Source organism: Streptomyces sp. NPDC006733 (genome assembly GCF_040636125.1).
Lineage (GTDB): Bacteria > Actinomycetota > Actinomycetes > Streptomycetales > Streptomycetaceae > Actinacidiphila.
In genome coordinates, this window is sequence record NZ_JBEYJD010000001.1 from 15,735 (window position 1) to 31,142 (window position 15,408).

Genomic DNA, 15,408 nt, shown 5'->3' on the forward strand with positions numbered 1-15,408 from the left:
TCGCTGCGGTTGCAAGGCAAGGGCAGGACATCCGTCCGTTACCCGGGGCTGGGAAACGGACGCAGTCCACGAACTCCACCTTCCTACGGGTAACCCGGTCTGCCGCAGTGTTCGCCGTAGGGGGTGGGGGCGCCGCACCAGCAGGGGGCGGTGCGCGGTGGGGGCCAGGGGGTGGCGTGGCCGCGGGCGGCCAGGGAGGTGGCGTAGGCCGCGGGAAGGGACGGGGTGGCCGGCGGGAGGGACTGGGTGCGGGCGTAGGCCTCGTACGTGGGGAGGGTGGCGGTGACGACGCCGAGGTGCGGGGCGCCGGTGGCGGAGAGGGCGTGCAGGGCCTGTTCGACGCTGCGCAGGTGCTCGGGGTAGCTGCCGTAGTCCGCGGCGAAGACCGGGTACCGGGTGAGCAGCGCGATGAGTTCCGCCTCCGGCCAGTACAGGACGGCCAGCGGGTAGGGGCGGGAGAGGGCGGCCCGGTGGTCGGCCAGTTCGGCGCGGAGGCGTTCGATCTCGCGGCGGACCTCGGCGGGGTCGTCGGACCCCAGCGACCAGAGGCGCTTGGGGTCGTGCAGCTCGTCGAGCGTGACGGGGGCGCTGTGGACGTAGTCGGCGAGGTGGTCCCGGTCGTCGTGGGCCTCGCCGAGGAGCCGGCGGACGCGGTGCCGGGTGATGAGGATCCTGCGGGCCTCGTACGTGACCTCGTCCGGGGAGAGGAAGTGGTCGGTGGCGTCCTCGAGCCACGCGGCGGCGGCCGGCAGGTCGTCGTGCACCTCGAACGTCTCGCCGATGATCTGCCACGGCGGCAGGCTCGCCGGCGCCTGCGCGCGGACCATCACGGCCAGTTCGCGCGCCGCCTGCTCGGCGCCGGTGTCCCACAGGGCGGAGACCTTGAGCGCCTGGACCAGGGCCGGGTTCGAGACGGGGTCGGGGGGCGGGTCCGAGGGAGGGTCCGAGGCGGGGTTGAGGAGTTCGTCGTAGAGCGGCAGGGCCTCGGCCGGGAGCTCGGCCAGGATCCACTGCGCGGCGGCGGCGAGGAGCAGCTCCTCGCGGTCGTCGGGGTACTCCAGGACTTTCCGCAGGAGCCGCTCGGCCTCGGCGGCATGTTCGCGCTGCTCGGACATGGTTGGACGCTACTGCGATGTTCCGGCGCGGGCCAGAGTGCGGGTGGGGCGCGGACCGGGCGCAGGGGAGCGCCGGGTGGGTCAGATGTTCGGGCCGCCGTAGGGCGGCTGCTGCTGGGCGTACGGCTGCGCGTAGGTCTGAGCTTGGGTGTGGGTGTGGGTCTGCGGTTGGGGTTGGGCGTACGGCTGCGTCTGGGGTTGGGCGTGGGGGTGCTGCTGCGCCGGGACCGGTTGCTGCGTCCCGTAGTGCTGGCCGTACGGGCGTTGCGGGTACGGCCCGTGCTGCTGCCACTGGCCCCAGACGGGCGGTGCCGCGGGCGCGGGGCGGGTGGCCCAGGCGGCGTGGGTCAGCGCGGGCTGGGCGACGTCCTTGCGCTGCCACAGGTGGTGGAGCAGCTCCTGCTCGCGGGCCGCGAAGTGCGGCCCGGCGGTGCCGCGGCGGGCGGCGGCGCGGAGGAACGCGAGATGGGTCGCGAAGGCGATGTACTCGCGAACGGTGCGGCCGGCCGCGTCGCCGTGCGCCCGGCGGGCGGCGGCACGCGCCACGCTGCGGGCCTTCATCGAGGCCAGGACGACGGGCTCCGGCGGGGTCAGCCAGCCGGCCATCGCGTAGACGGGCAGCTGCGTGCGGATGGTGTGCAGCTCCTTCGACCGCGACCAGACGGCGAGCCACACCACGAGCGCGAAGACCGGGATCATGATCGCGCCGTACATCGCCAGGAAGCCGAGCGGGGGGAGGGACGCCGAGCTGTTCCAGATGCCGTGCAGGAGCATCGCGAGCAGCCAGCCGCCGACCGGGGCGAGCCAGCGCCAGCGGCGGCCGGGCCGGGTCATGGCGGCGATCGCGAAGCCGGTGCCGGTCATCGCCGTGAAGAGGGGGTGCGCGAAGGGCGTCATCACGACCCGGACGAAGAAGGTCGCCGCGGTGGAGGACTGCAGGCCGGAGGAGCCGTAGGCCTGGTCCTCACCGAAGGCCGAGCCCAGGTAGAGGATGTTCTCGGTGAAGGCGAAGCCGGTGGCGGTGAGGCCGGCGATCACGATGCCGTCGACGACGCTCTCGAAATGTCTGCGCCGGAAGAGGAAGAGCAGCAGGATCGCGGCGCCCTTCGCCGTCTCCTCGACGAGCGGGGCGACGAAGGTCGCGCCCCAGGTGTCGGTCTGGGACGGGCTCGCGGTGAAGGTCGTCGCGAGGAGTTCGGTGGCGTACTCGTTCGCCAGTATCGCCACCAGGGTCGCGGCGCACGCACCCCAGGAGAAGGCGAAGACCAGGTTCTTCCACGGACTCGGCTCGACCCGGTCGAGCCAGACGAACGCCCAGATCAGCAGCGGCACCGGCAGGATCGACAGGGCGAGCCCGACGAAGAACCCCTCCGTGCCTATCTGCTGCCGCACCAGCGCCAGGATGATCACGCCGCACAGCGCGAGCAGCGTGAAGAGGGCCCCGGCGCGTACCGCCTTGCTCTCCCAGAAGGCGCGGCGCGGCTTGTAGTGCCACTGCTCGGGAGCGGTCGGGACGGCGGTGAACTCGGGCGCCTGCTGAGCGTGGTCGGGGTACTCGGGGACCGGGTGGTCCGAGGAGTCGGGCGAATGCGAGTACGAGGACACCAGTCGACAGTACGGGGGAGACGAGATGTGCGCGATGCCCTTCCCATTACGTCTTCGCCCGCGGTCCGATCCAGGCCGTTTCGGATTCCGCTTAGCTCCCACCAGGGGTTAGCGGCGAGTGAAGAGCAGGTCGTGGACGACGTGGTCCTTGGCCAGTCCCTGCCGCTCGAACTTGGTCATGGGACGGAATTCGGGACGCGGGGCGTAACCGTCGCCGTACTGGTTGACGAAATCCGGGCTGTCGGAAAGCACCTCCAGCATCTGTTCCGCATACGGTTCCCAGTCGGTCGCGCAGTGCAGCGTCGCGCCGGGGCGCAGGAGCGGTGCGACGAGGGTCAGGAACGCGGGCTGGATCATCCGGCGCTTGTGGTGCTTGGCCTTGGGCCACGGGTCCGGGAAGTAGATCCGCAGCCCCGCGAGGGAGGCCGGCGGGAGCATGTCGCGGAGCAGCACGATCGCGTCGCCGTTGGCGACCCGGACGTTCGTCAGGCCGTACTGGTCGGCCAGGTTCAGCAGGTTGCCCTGGCCGGGGGTGTGCACGTCGACGGCGAGGATGCCGGTGGCCGGGTCGTCGGCGGCCATCCGCGCGGTAGCGTCGCCCATCCCGAAGCCGATCTCCAGGACGACGGGCAGGTCCGGGTCCCCGAAGAGCTCGCCGAGGTCGAGGGGCGAGCCGTCCAGCTCCACGCCCCACTCCGCCCAGTGCCGCTCCAGCGCGCTCGCCTGGGCGTCGGTGACGCGGCCGCGGCGGGCGTGGAACGTCCGGATGCGGTGCTCCTCGCGGGAGCCCGCCGGGTCCGGCGCCGGGCCCTCGGGGAACTTCACCGGCCGGGCGGCGCGCTTGGCCCGGGCAGCCGCCGCGGGGTCGACCGCGTCGGGCGCGGCCGAGGCGGGGGTGGCCGATTCCGGGGTGGCCGACCCGGGGGTGGTCGATCCGGGGGTGGCGGCGGGAGCGGCGGCCGTCTCGGGAGCGGCGGTCGCGGGGGTGCTGGGGGGAGTGGGTGAGCTAGACACGATGGGGTGATTCTACGGGCGTGGCGAAGCCACCCACCCCGGCTGACGGAGCCACCCGCCCTGGCCGACGGAGCCACCCGCCCCGGCCGACGGAGCCTGCCGGCCCCGACGGCGAAGGTCTCCCGGCCCTCTCCGCCCTGGCCTGGGCGCCGTCGTCCCGTCCCGTGGGCCGCGGCCGGCCGACCCTCCGCTACGCCGCCTGCAGCGTCGCCAGCGCCGACAGGGCCCGCCGGGCCACCTCGCGGCCGATCGGCAGGGACGCCGTCGCGGCGGGCGAGGGCGCGTTGAGGACGTGGACGAAGGGGCCGGAGCCGCCGAAGAGGAAGTCGTCGACCAGGGTGCCGTCACGGAGCACCGCCTGGGCGCGGACGCCCGCGGCGGCCGGTATGAGGTCGGACGGGCGCAGCGCGGGCAGCAGCCGCTGCGCGGCGGCGGTGAAGGCGCGCTTGGACAGCGAGCGGTGGATCTCGCCGATCTCGTACCGCCAGTGGCGGCGGGCGATCCGCCACGTGCCGGGGTAGCCGGCGACCTCCGCCACGTCCCGTGCGCGGAACGTGCGGCGGTGGTAGCCCTCGCGGGCCGTCGCCGGGACCGCGTTGGGGCCGAGGTGGACCCCGCCGTGCACGTCACGGGTGAGGTGGACGCCGAGGAACGGGAAGGCCGGGTCGGGGACCGGGTAGACCAGGCCGCGGACGAGGCCCGTGCGGGACGGTTTCAGCTCGTAGTACTCCCCGCGGAAGGGGATGATCCGCATCCCGGGCTCGTCGCCCGCCAGCCGGGCCACCCGGTCGCACTGCAGACCCGCGCAGTTCACCAGGGTCTTCGTGCGGATCTCGCCGGTGGTGGACTCGACGACGATCCCGGCGCCGTCGGGCCCGGAGCCGGTGGTGCGGGTGATCGCGCGGACCTCGGCGCCGTACCGGATCCGGGCGCCCGCGTCGGTGGCGAGCCGGGCCAGGGTCGCGGCCACCGCGCCGTAGTCGCAGATGCCGGTGGAGCCGACATGGATGGCCGCCAGGCCGGCCGCCTCCGGTTCGTACTCCTGGATCTGGGCGGGGCCCAGCTCGCGCACCGCGAGGCCATGCTCCCGGCCGCGCTGGACCAGGGCGTGCAGCCGGGGCAGCTCGTCCCGCTCCGTCGCGACGATGAGCTTGCCGGTGATCTCGTGCGCGATGTCGTGCTCCGCGCAGAACTTCGCCATCTCGGCGGAGCCCTGGAGCGCGTAGCGCGCCTTGAGCGACCCCGGGGGGTAGTAGATCCCGCTGTGGATCACCCCGCTGTTGCGGCCGGTCTGGTGCCGGGCGGGGCCGGGCTCCTTCTCCAGGACCGTCACGCGGGTGCCGGGCGCGGCGCGGGTCAGCGCGTAGGCAGTGGACAGGCCGACGATGCCCGCCCCGATGACGACGACGTCGTTCACGTCATCGGCGTACGGTCCCATGCCACCTCCCCGGCTCCGCGTGCCTGACCGGCCTGACCGGACGGCCGGCCGCCCCCATCATGGGCCCCCGCATGACTCCCCTTCATGAAGCCCCTGCCATGAAGCACCTCCCATGGGGCCCCGCCGCACGGCGCCGGAGCCTCATCCGAAGACATCCCCATCATGAACTGGCCCACTGACAATCCCTGCAAACCCTTGTGGGACAAGGTGTCCGGCGTACGGACGCCGCCCGGGACCGCAGGGCGGCCCGCGGACGGCTCCGGTTGCCGCTTACCGCTTCCCCACCGCTCCGGCTACGAGCCGGGCGGCGTCACGCCGGGGCCGCCAGCAGCGGCCGGGCCCGTTCCCGCAGCTCGACGACGCGCGGCTCGTTGCCGTACGGCTCCAGCCGGTGCAGCAGGTCGCGGACGTACTCCGTGGTGCGCGCGGACGAGATACGCCCGGCGACCTCGACGGCCTTGGTCCCCGCGGCACAGGCCGCGTCCAGGTTCCCCGACTCGAGCTCGGCGACGGCGGACACGACGAGGCGCAGGCCGTGCGAGCGGACGTACTCCTCCGTGGGCCGGGCCAGCGCCTGCTCGGTGAACCGCTGCACCTGGCGCGGCACCTTCAGGTCGCGGTAGCACTCGGCGGCGTCGGCGGCGAGCCGGTCGTAGGAGTAGAAGCCGAGCCAGGCGGGATCGGCGTCGCCGTCCCGGGAGCGCTCCAGCCAGGACTCCGCCGCGGCGAGCGACGTGGCACACGCGGCGGCCTCGCCGGCCTTGGCGTGCGCGCGGGCCTCGACGAGCTGGAAGAAGCTCATCGTCCGGGCGGTGGCGAGGCCCCGGTTGCGTTCCAGGGCCGCCTGGGCGAGGTCGACGCCCTCGTCGGCGAAGCTCCGGTACGTGGCCTGCAGCGACATCGACGCCAGGACGTAGCCGCCCAGCGGGACGTCGGCCGCCGCGCGGGCCAGCCGCAGGGCCTGGATGTAGTAGCGCTGCGCCGCCTCCTGCTGGCCGGTGTCGAAGGCCATCCACCCGGCGAGCCGGGTGAGTTCAGCGGTGGCGCCGAAGAGCGAGCGGCCGACCTCGTCGCTGTACGAGCCGAGCAGCAGCGGCGCCGCCTCGACCCGCAGGCACTCGGGGACCATGCCGGAGCGCCAGTCGCCGCCGCCGTACTTCGAGTCCCAGCGGCGGGCGTCGTCGGCGGCCTCGCGCAGCTTCGCCACGTCCGAGTGCCCGACGTGGGCGGTGCCGGGCGCGGGGGCGTCGCGCGCCACCAGGGCGTCGGCCGGGGTGATCAGCCACCGCGAGGCGGGCGTCACGTAGGCGCTGACGGCGAAGGAGCCGGCCAGGCTCTGCCAGATGCCGGTGCCGCCGGCACCGCGGCGGCCTGCCAGGTCGAGCCGCCACAGGTCGGTGGCGGACTTCACCGCCTCGCCGACGTCGCGCGGGAAGGCGAGCCCGACCTCGGGCGCCGGGTCGGCGTCCGCGAGACCGATCTCGTGCAGCGGGACGGGACGGCCGAGCTTGCTCGCTATCGCCGCGGCGATGAGGTGGGGCGCGGCGCCCTGCGGGACCATGCCCTTGCTGACCCAGCGGGCCACCGAGGTCTTGTCGTAGCGGAGGGTCAGGCCCCGTTGCGCGCCCAGGTCGTTGACCCGGCGGGCGAGGCCCGCGTTACTGATGGCGGCCAGGGCGAGAAGGGTGCCGAGCTTTTCGTTCGGCCCGCGATGTTCCTTGTTCACTGCGGTTCACCTCGCGATGCCGCTGGGTGCGGGCCGGACGGCCCGGTCGGTTCTCGGGGGGTCGCTCGGGGGGTCGGTGGTAACGGAGCCCTGGGCGGGAACCGGTGCGGGGGCGGGGGGCGGCGGTGGCTGCCTCCCGGGAGAGCACAGCATGGCCACTCCTCGTCGGAGCCGGGAATGGAGGGCGTGCCGGGAAGGGAGGGCTTGCCGGGGTCGTCGAGCCGGTCGAGCCGTCCGGACACACGGGGGCCGCGCACGTGGACCACGCCCTTGCCACCCCCTCGACACAAAGAACGGCCGTCCCAGCCCCTCTGGTGGAGGCTGCGATGTCTATGGAGCCCGATTCGGCCAATGTCGCGGACAAATCGGACCCCGAGATGCCAGGACGCTCGCTACTCGGGTACACCCAGCGTAGTTCGCCGCATCCCGACCGTTAAGAGGCCTGTCCCGGATGGCGAGATTGCAGCCCCCAAAAAGTGCCCGTGCTCCCGGTATATGTGGCTGTGCGCCCACCCGTGCGCTCTGTGCGGCCCAGATCGGGAGCGCTTCCATGGACGGGTGGGTCGGCCCGTGGCCTCGACAAGCGGCAATGGCAAGAGACGGCGGGCCAGGGGGCTCCGCCGCCACAATCCCCGCGGGCGGCGGACCGGTCCGGGAGGCGTGCGGACGCCTCCCGGACTGTCATTCCCCCGCGGCTTATGTCGTCTATGTACACCACCTCTACCGCGCATCCGTCGACCGGCATATCAACTCCGGCATGTGCCAATCACTTTGGCGTGAAACCGACGTTTGGCTTCCCGCGGACGACCCGGCGCTCCTCCCTGCGCCCATGCGCCTCCTTGTGCGCCGTGCCATGGCAGCATGTTCCTCAGGCGGAGCGGCAGTTCGCATGCCGCGCGGCCAGTGGTCCACGGCCTGTGGAGGCGGCGATGCGGTGGTTGGTGGGGTGGAGCAGTGCCGCGGCAGGATCACTTCCGGGCACGTCGGCCCGTACGGTCCTGCCGGTTGGCGCGCAACTCCTGTGGGGCGGACCGGACCCGCTCTGGGCGGTCGGCGACTGGCGTCCTGACGAGGTCAGGGTGATCGACGCCGAGACCGGCGCCGCGTTTCCCGGCAGCGCCTACTCCGGATACTCCGGATCGGGTTCGCGATCGGGATCCGGCGCGGCCCACGGAAGCAACGGCTACGGGGGCGGCAGCAACGACTACAACGGCGGCCGCGGCAACGGCAACGGCCACCGCGGCGCCGGCGGCTACGGCGACAGCAACGGCAGTACCTACGGCGGCGGCCGCGGCAGCGGCTACGGCAGCAGCCACCCCGCCATCGCCAGGATCGCCATCCTCGGACGCTGCCACGCCAGCGACGCCCAGCTGCGCGTCGGGCTCTTCGCCGCCCGCGGCGGCGCCCTGCGCCACCTCACCGCGTGGCCGGGCAGCTACACCGCCGTCCTCCAACTCGGCCGCCGCATCACGATCCTGGGCGACCTCGCCGGCGCCCGGCCCGTCTTCCACACCCGCTGGGCGGGCGGCACCGCCTTCGCGACGGCCGCCCTGCCGCTCGCGGACCTCATCGAGGCGGGGCTCGACGTCACCCACCTCGCCGCCACCCTCGCCTGCCCGGACTCGCCCGAGGCGCTCGGCGACGGAACGCCGTACCTCGGCGTCCGCCGGGTGCCGCCGGGCCACGCCCTCATCCTGCGCGACGGCGTCCCCGAGATCAGCGGCTACGAGGCGACGGCGTCGCTCGCCGTCGGCAACCAGACCTCCGCCTCCGACACCGAAGCGGCGATCACCGGGGTCCGCGACGCCCTCGTGGACGCCGTCCGGGCCCGGCTCGCCCAGCCGCGCTTCATCCCCGACGAGGGCGAGGCGCCGTCCCCCGGCATCGGCGCGGACCTGTCAGGGGGCAGCGCCTCCGCCACCCTCGCGCTGCTCGCCGCCGGGCTGCCGGGCATGCCCGGCACCCCGCTCGGCCACGGCTCCTCGGCGGGCCAGCGGCTGCTGGCCGTCACCTTCAACGACCTGGCGGGCGGCGGGCTGCAGTCCCGCGACGCGGAACTCGAACGGGCCAGGGCCATGGCCAGCGACCCCCGGCTGCACCACGTGGTGGTGCCCGGCGGCGCCGAGGCGCTCCCGTACGCCGACCTCGCCTCCGGTCCGCTGACCGACGAGCCGGGACCGTCCCTCATCACGGCCGAGCGCCACCGCCGGCGGCTCGCCGCGGGCGGCGCCGACCACCTCGTGGGGCACGGCGCCCGCCAGGTGCTCGACGCGCACCCGGCGCGCCTCGCCGACCTGCTCCTGGACCGGCACCGCCGCCACATGCTCCGTCCGGTGGCCGCGCTCGCCGCGGCGGACGGCCCGACGGGCCGCTCCGTCCTCGTCCCCTTCACCGTCTACCGCGCGGCGCGCCGGCTGGCCCGCACGCCCTACCAGCAGGGTGTGCAGGACGCCGCCGCCCGGCTGCTGCGGGGCGACTTCGGCTACGGCTACGGATCCACGGGGGCGTCCGGCAAGGGCTTCGGCCCGGGCCACGGCTCGCGCTCCGACGCGGGCTCCGGCGCCGCGCTCGACGCCTCGCTCGCCGCGCTGGCCTGGGTGCGGCCGGGCCCGGCGGCGCGCTGGCTGACGGGCGAGGCGCTGGCCGAAGTATCGGTTCGCCTCCAGGAGGCGGCGTCCCGGCCGGGCCCGGTGTCGCGCCCGGGCGAGCTGCGCGCCCGCGCCGCCCTGACCCGGCACGCGGCCGACCACCGCGTCTTCGAGCAGGCCGTCGAGGTGCGCAGCCAGCGGCTGCACGCCCCCTTCCTCGACAACCAGGTCGTCCGCGCCTGCCGGGCGCTGCCCGAGCCGCTGCGCGTGCAGCCCGGGGCGCGGGTCTCGGTGCTGCGCGCGGTGCTGGCCGGCTCCGGGATCCGCGAGCTGCCACCGGGCTGGGGCGCCAACTCGCACGTCTCGACGGCGGCCGCGTTCCGCACCGGGCTGCGGTCCTCCGTCGACGACCTCATCGAGCTGTTCGACACCCCGCTGCTCGCCGACGCCGGGCTCGTCGAGGCCCGCGTCGTCCGCCAGGCCCTGCGGGCCGCCGCCGACGGGGAGGCGCTCCCGCTGGACGGGCTCGGCGAGCTCGTCGCGACGGAGGTCTGGCTGCGCCGGCTGCTGGCCCGGCGGGGCTCGTGCTGGACGGGGACGGACGCTCCCGAGCAGCGCGCGGTGGCGGGCGGGGTGCGCCGGCTCACGATGTGATGAGGAGGGTCGCCGGGGCGTGACCTGCGGGCGACCGTGGACCGGCCGCCGATCATGACCCGCCCGGGACCGTGACCTGTTGTCAGTGCGATGCCCGACAATGATGGACAGGGCCGATGGCGGCGCATCGCCATGGGCGGGGGAACGGTGCGGGGGAAACTCCGGCGACCAAATCCGGAGACCGGTCCAGAGGCCAACTCCGGCGACCAACTTCAGAGACCAACTCCAGCGACCAACTTCAGAGGACTTGTCATGGCGGTGTGGGACGACCTGGTCGGCCAGGACGCGGTGGCGGCGCAGCTGTCCGCGGCCGCGCGGGACGCCGACGCCCTGGTGACGGCCCATGCGGCGGGCGCGAAGGGCGCGGAGCTGCCGACGGCGTCCAAGATGACGCACGCCTGGCTGTTCACCGGCCCGCCCGGCTCCGGCCGCTCCACCGCCGCCCGCGCCTTCGCGGCGGCGCTGCAGTGCACGAGCCCGGACCGGGCACTGGGCGGCGTGCCGGGCTGCGGGTTCTGCGACGGCTGCCACACGACGCTGATCGGGACGCACGCGGACGTCGAGATCGTCCGGACGGACCTGCTGTCGATCGGCGTGAAGGACACCCGTGACCTGGTGCGGCGCTCCGCCATGTCGCCGGCGGGCGGCCGCTGGCAGGTGATCCTGCTGGAGGATGCCGACCGCCTCACCGAAGGTGCGGGGAACGTGCTGCTGAAGGCGGTTGAGGAGCCCGCGCCCCGTACCGTCTGGCTGCTGTGCGCCCCCTCGGTCGAGGACGCGCTGCCGACCATCCGCTCCCGCTGCCGGCTGCTGAGCCTGCGGACCCCGCACGTCGACGCGGTGGCCGACGTCCTGGTGCGGCGGGACGGGATCGACCCGCAGCTGGCCGCGACGGTCGCGCGGGCGACGCAGGGCCACATCGGACGGGCCCGCCGGCTCGCCACCGACGAGCAGGCGCGGGCGCGGCGGGCGACCGTGCTGCGGGTGCCGCTCCGGGTCGAGGACGTGGGCGGCTGCCTGAAGGCGGCGCAGGAGCTGGTGGACGCGGCGTCGGACGACGCCAAGCAGGTCGCCGAGGACGTGGACGGCAAGGAGACCGAGGAGCTGCGGGCCGCGCTCGGGGCGTCGGCGGGCGCCGGCAGCCGGATGCCGCGCGGCACGGCGGGCGCGATGAAGGACCTCGCGGACCGCCAGAAGCGCAGATCGACCCGTACCCAGCGGGACACGCTGGACCTGGCCCTCATCGACCTGGCCGGCTTCTACCGGGACGTGCTCGCGGTGCAGGTCGGCTCGAAGGTCGGCATCGCGAACGTCGAGGCGCGCGACGCGATCGAGCGCATCGCGTCCTCGTCCCGCCCGGAGAACTCGCTGCGCCGGATCGAGTCGATCCTGGCGTGCAGGCAGGCGCTGGAGCGGAACGTGGCGCCGCTGCTGGCGGTGGAGGCGATGACGCTGGCGCTGCGAGCAGGCTGAGAGGGCAGGAGCGCCCTCTTCATTCGGACCATGTGCGCGCTGAGGTTCCCTTGGTGCGTTCGGGTGGTGGAAGCCGGGTGACCGTAACGCCGCCCGCCGACCCGCCGTGCCTCGTTGCAGGCTGCTGACAGTGCCGCCGGAGCCCACCCGGGGGCCGCAGTCGTCCCCGAGGTGGTCCGTACCGTGGCTGATGCCGTCCTGTTCACGCTTCTCCTGCTCAGCACCGCCGCCGCGCTGGTGCTCATGCGCTCGGCGCTGCGCCACTGGTGGTCGGAGCGGTGCGGCCGCGTCTACGAGCTGTCGCAGAACCGCCTCGGCACGACGTTGCGGGTCGCCGCCGCGGGCGCGGCCGCCCTGGCGGCGGTCGCCGTGGGCGTCCCGCTGCTGTCGGGCGGCGGGGGCGGCGGCACGGCACCGGCGGTCGCCGCCGACCTCCCGCTGCCCGCGCCCGCCAGTGCGCCGGCCCGCGCGCCCGCGCCGCCCGAGTCGTGGTCGGCGCCGCCCCGGACGCTCTCCCGCCCGTCGGGCGGCGTTCTGCAGGAGCTCGCCGACGGCACGCGCGTCTGGACGCCTCCGCAGTACTCGTACCCGCGCTCCGCGAAGGTGTCCTTCCCCGTGGTGGTCGCCCAGGTCGGCGCCGCCGACCAGCAGGAGCAGCAGATCTACGCGGGCTTCGCCGCCCAGGTCCAGCGCGGCACGGCCGATCCGTTCCTCGTCGTCCTGCCGCGCGACTGCGCCGCCGCTGGACCCGACCTCCGCGCCGTCGCCCACCACTACCGCACCCTGACGGTCCGGTCGGCCCGCGCGATCCTGGGCGTCGGCGACCGGGCGGCGTGCGCGGTCCGCGAGGCGTTCGCCCACCCCGACCGCTACCGCGCGGTCGCCGGGGTCTCGGGCACGTACGAGAACGTCGACGTCCCGTCCCCGGCCGGTCGCCGCAGCCTCGCGATCCTCCTCGCCTACGGGGCCGGGGCCGGGTCGTCCGGGTCCGGGGCCGGCGAGGCTGCCGAGCGCGACTCGGCCCGCAAGCTCCGTACGGCGCTGCGGGCGCGCACCGGTGAGGTGCGCGTCATCAGCGGTGTGGCCGGCAGCCGTGAACTCTTCGCGCGGGTCGCCGGCTACCTGACGGAGAAGGTCGACGGGCCGGAGCGCCCGTAGCAGGGCAGGGTCCACTCCTTAGGTGCAAGAAATCCGACAAATAGCCCATCGGGAGGCGGTGCGGCCCGCCCCGACTCCGCCGGGACGGTTACGCTCGCGATCACCCGACGGGAGGGCCCGAGCCGCCGATGAACTCCAAGAGTCAGCTCAGAAATCAGCTCAGACGTCCGCTCAGAAGCCCGTTCCGCGCCCCCGCCGTCGTGCTGGCGGTGGCGGGCCTGCTGCTCTCCGGATGCGACAGCGGCGGCTCGGGCCACAGCGCGGCCGCCTCCACCACCGCGTCCAAGTCGCTCGGCCCGCTCCCGTCGGTCAGCGCCGACCTGGCGCCGTACTACGGCCAGAAGCTGAACTGGCATGCGTGCGGCGTCCCCGGCTTCGAGTGCGCGACGATGAAGGCTCCGCTGGACTACGCGCACCCCGCCGTGGCCGACGACCTGAAGCTGGCCGTCGCCCGCAAGAAGGCCGCCGGGCCCGGCGCGCGGCTCGGCTCGCTCCTGGTCAACCCCGGCGGGCCGGGCGGCTCGGCGATCGACTACCTGCAGTACGCGGCGCTCGGCTACCCCGCCCCGGTCACCTCCCGCTACGACATGGCGGCCATCGACCCGCGCGGCGTCGCCCGCAGCGAGCCCGTCACCTGCCTCACGGACGCGCAGATGGACGCGTTCACCGCCGTCGACACGACCCCCGACGACGCGGCGGAGACCGACAAGCTCGTCGCCGCCGACACCGGCTTCGCGGCCGGCTGCGCGAAGCGCTCCGCCAAGCTCCTCGGCCACGTCTCGACGGTCGAGTCGGCGCGCGACATGGACGTCCTGCGGGCCCTGCTCGGCGATGACAAGCTCACCTACGTCGGCAAGTCCTACGGCACCTTCCTCGGCGCCACCTACGCCGGGCTCTTCCCGCAGCGCGTCGGCCGGCTGGTGCTCGACGGCGCGATGGACCCCGCGGTCCCCGCCCTCGACAGCAGTCGCACCCAGGCGGGCGGCTTCGAGACGGCCTTCACGGCCTTCGCCGACGACTGCGTGCAGCGCACCGACTGCCCCCTGGGCACCAAGAGCGCCGCCGACGCCGGCAGCCGCCTCGACGAGCTCTTCCGCACCCTCGACGCCAAGCCGCTCACCACCGGCCAGGCCCGCCCCCTCACCGAGGCGCTCGGCACCACCGGCGTGATCTCCGCCATGTACGACGAGGGCTCGTGGCCGTCGCTGCGTGCCGCCCTGACCCAGGCCCAGCAGGGCGACGGGGCGGGTCTCCTCAAGCTCTCCGACGAGTACTACGAGCGCGACGCCAACGGCAAGTACTCGAACCTCATGGCCGCCAACGCCGCCGTCAACTGCCTCGACCTCCCCCCGGCGCTCTCCTCCCCGGCAGACGTCGAGCGCGCCCTCCCGTCCTTCCGCTCCACCTCCCCGCACTTCGGCACGGGCCTGGCCTGGGCCAGCCTCATCTGCGGCTACTGGACGGTCCCGGCCACCGGGAAGCCGGAGCGCATCGAAGCCGCGGGCGCGGCCCCGATCCTCGTCGTCGGCACCATCCGCGACCCCGCCACCCCGTACTCCTGGGCCCAGTCCCTCGCCTCCCAGCTCACCTCCGGCCACCTCCTCACCTACAACGGCGACGGCCACACGGCCTACGGCCGCGGATCCGACTGCGTCGACACCGCCGTGAACCTCTACCTCCTCGAGGGCACCACCCCACCGAAGAACAAAAAATGCGACTGACCACCCCACCCCCGCTGACCTGCGTTTTCCCCTAGATCCACCCCTGCACGGAGCACCCCCCGGAACCCTGTAGACTTGGCGCCGCTGCTCCCGCCACACTGGCCGAGCGCAGCGTGCCGCCTTAGCTCAGCTGGCCAGAGCAACGCACTCGTAATGCGTAGGTCTCGGGTTCGAATCCCGAAGGCGGCCCCATAGGAGAAGTCCCGGTCAGCTTGCTGGCCGGGACTTCTTCGTTGTGCGGGGTGGTTCCGCGGGGGCTGGGTCAGGTTTGGGTGGCGTAGACGATGAGGTTGTCCACGGGGTGGCCGTTCGGGTCCATGGAGCCGTCGCAGGTGATGAGGCGGAGGGTGGGGGTCGGGGTGGGGGTGTAGACCTTCTGGGTGGGGAAGGACTTCTTGCTGACCGTCTCTGTGGTGGTCACCGTGAAGTGCGTGGTCTTGCCGTTGGTGCCGGTGATGGCGATGTCGGCGCCTTTTTTGATCTTTTGCAGGTCGTGGAAGACGGCCTTGCCGTAGCGCGTGTTGTTGTGGCCGATGACCACCGAGGCTCCGCGCTCGCCCGGTACCGCGCTGTTCACGTACCAGCCGGCCGTCATGCCCTGGTCGGAGGGCGGGACTTGGACGGTCTGGTCGGTGTTGAGGCCCAGGCGTAGGAGGGAGCTGTCCACGCCCAGGGAGGGGATTTTTACCCTGGTGGGGGTGTTGTCGGTTGTTGTGGCCGCTGGCGCTTCTGTTGTTGTGGTGGGTTTTGGTGGCGGGGCGGCCGCTTCTGGGGTTGCGGTGGATGAGCACGCGGCCAGGGTGGCGGTCAGGGTCAGCGCGAGGAGCGGTGCTCGCAGCGCGCGTGCCGGGTGCGGGGTGCGGGCCATGGGGGTCCTCGGGGGAGAGATGGGAACGGTGCGCCGCCCGTTCGGGCG

At 74.0% G+C, this 15,408-nt stretch carries 10 protein-coding genes and 1 tRNA gene; 5 read left to right on the forward strand and 6 right to left on the reverse strand.

Annotated elements, in window-relative coordinates; genetic code table 11:
- Nucleotides 1-83 precede the first annotated feature (83 nt).
- The 5 genes from ABZ721_RS00070 to ABZ721_RS00090 form a co-directional block, all read right to left on the reverse strand.
- Nucleotides 84-1,115, reverse strand: coding sequence for a hypothetical protein (locus ABZ721_RS00070; protein ID WP_358786231.1), 1,032 nt, complete (start codon nt 1,113-1,115; stop codon nt 84-86).
- An 81-nt stretch (nt 1,116-1,196) separates the two neighbouring features.
- The gene (locus ABZ721_RS00075) at nt 1,197-2,720 is read right to left on the reverse strand and encodes a PrsW family glutamic-type intramembrane protease (RefSeq protein WP_358786232.1); all 1,524 of its coding nucleotides are present in this window, start codon (nt 2,718-2,720) and stop codon (nt 1,197-1,199) included.
- Nucleotides 2,721-2,828: 108 nt separating this feature from the next.
- Nucleotides 2,829-3,734, reverse strand: a complete 906-nt coding sequence (gene trmB, locus ABZ721_RS00080) for a tRNA (guanosine(46)-N7)-methyltransferase TrmB (protein WP_358786233.1) — start codon at nt 3,732-3,734, stop codon at nt 2,829-2,831.
- Nucleotides 3,735-3,924: 190 nt separating this feature from the next.
- Complete coding sequence (lhgO, locus tag ABZ721_RS00085; protein ID WP_358786234.1) at nt 3,925-5,172, reverse strand: L-2-hydroxyglutarate oxidase; 1,248 nt, start codon at nt 5,170-5,172, stop codon at nt 3,925-3,927.
- A 310-nt stretch (nt 5,173-5,482) separates the two neighbouring features.
- A complete protein-coding gene (locus ABZ721_RS00090; RefSeq protein ID WP_358786235.1) occupies nt 5,483-6,898 on the reverse strand; it encodes an MFS transporter in 1,416 nt (471 codons plus the stop codon).
- Nucleotides 6,899-7,827: 929 nt separating this feature from the next.
- Between ABZ721_RS00090 and ABZ721_RS00095 the strand changes: the two genes are divergently transcribed.
- The 5 genes from ABZ721_RS00095 (at nt 7,828) to ABZ721_RS00115 (ending at nt 14,684) form a co-directional block, all read left to right on the forward strand.
- Complete coding sequence (locus tag ABZ721_RS00095; protein ID WP_358786236.1) at nt 7,828-10,140, forward strand: asparagine synthase-related protein; 2,313 nt, start codon at nt 7,828-7,830, stop codon at nt 10,138-10,140.
- Nucleotides 10,141-10,392: 252 nt separating this feature from the next.
- The gene (locus ABZ721_RS00100; RefSeq protein ID WP_358786237.1) at nt 10,393-11,613 is read left to right on the forward strand and encodes a DNA polymerase III subunit delta'; all 1,221 of its coding nucleotides are present in this window, start codon (nt 10,393-10,395) and stop codon (nt 11,611-11,613) included.
- Nucleotides 11,614-11,796: 183 nt separating this feature from the next.
- Complete coding sequence (locus tag ABZ721_RS00105; RefSeq protein WP_358786238.1) at nt 11,797-12,771, forward strand: hypothetical protein; 975 nt, start codon at nt 11,797-11,799, stop codon at nt 12,769-12,771.
- A 128-nt stretch (nt 12,772-12,899) separates the two neighbouring features.
- Entirely contained in the window at nt 12,900-14,492 is a 1,593-nt protein-coding gene (locus ABZ721_RS00110; protein WP_358786239.1) for an alpha/beta hydrolase, read from the forward strand.
- A gap of 115 nt (nt 14,493-14,607) precedes the next feature.
- Nucleotides 14,608-14,684: transfer RNA gene (locus ABZ721_RS00115), tRNA-Thr, on the forward strand.
- Between the two features lie 70 nt (nt 14,685-14,754).
- Here the strand turns inward: ABZ721_RS00115 and ABZ721_RS00120 are convergent.
- Nucleotides 14,755-15,360 carry a class F sortase gene (locus ABZ721_RS00120; RefSeq protein ID WP_358786240.1) on the reverse strand — a complete coding sequence of 202 codons (606 nt, stop codon included), beginning with the start codon at nt 15,358-15,360 and terminating at the stop codon, nt 14,755-14,757.
- Nucleotides 15,361-15,408 lie beyond the last annotated feature (48 nt).

Bases quoted from the DNA above. Each gene is read 5' to 3' on its own strand.
- ABZ721_RS00095 (WP_358786236.1), top strand. From the start codon at position 7,828: ATGCGGTGGTTGGTGGGGTGGAGCAGTGCCGCGGCAGGATCACTTCCG.
- lhgO (WP_358786234.1), bottom strand. From the start codon at position 5,172: ATGGGACCGTACGCCGATGACGTGAACGACGTCGTCGTCATCGGGGCG.
- ABZ721_RS00110 (WP_358786239.1), top strand. From the start codon at position 12,900: ATGAACTCCAAGAGTCAGCTCAGAAATCAGCTCAGACGTCCGCTCAGA.
- ABZ721_RS00120 (WP_358786240.1), bottom strand. From the start codon at position 15,360: ATGGCCCGCACCCCGCACCCGGCACGCGCGCTGCGAGCACCGCTCCTC.
- ABZ721_RS00070 (WP_358786231.1), bottom strand. From the start codon at position 1,115: ATGTCCGAGCAGCGCGAACATGCCGCCGAGGCCGAGCGGCTCCTGCGG.
- ABZ721_RS00100 (WP_358786237.1), top strand. From the start codon at position 10,393: ATGGCGGTGTGGGACGACCTGGTCGGCCAGGACGCGGTGGCGGCGCAG.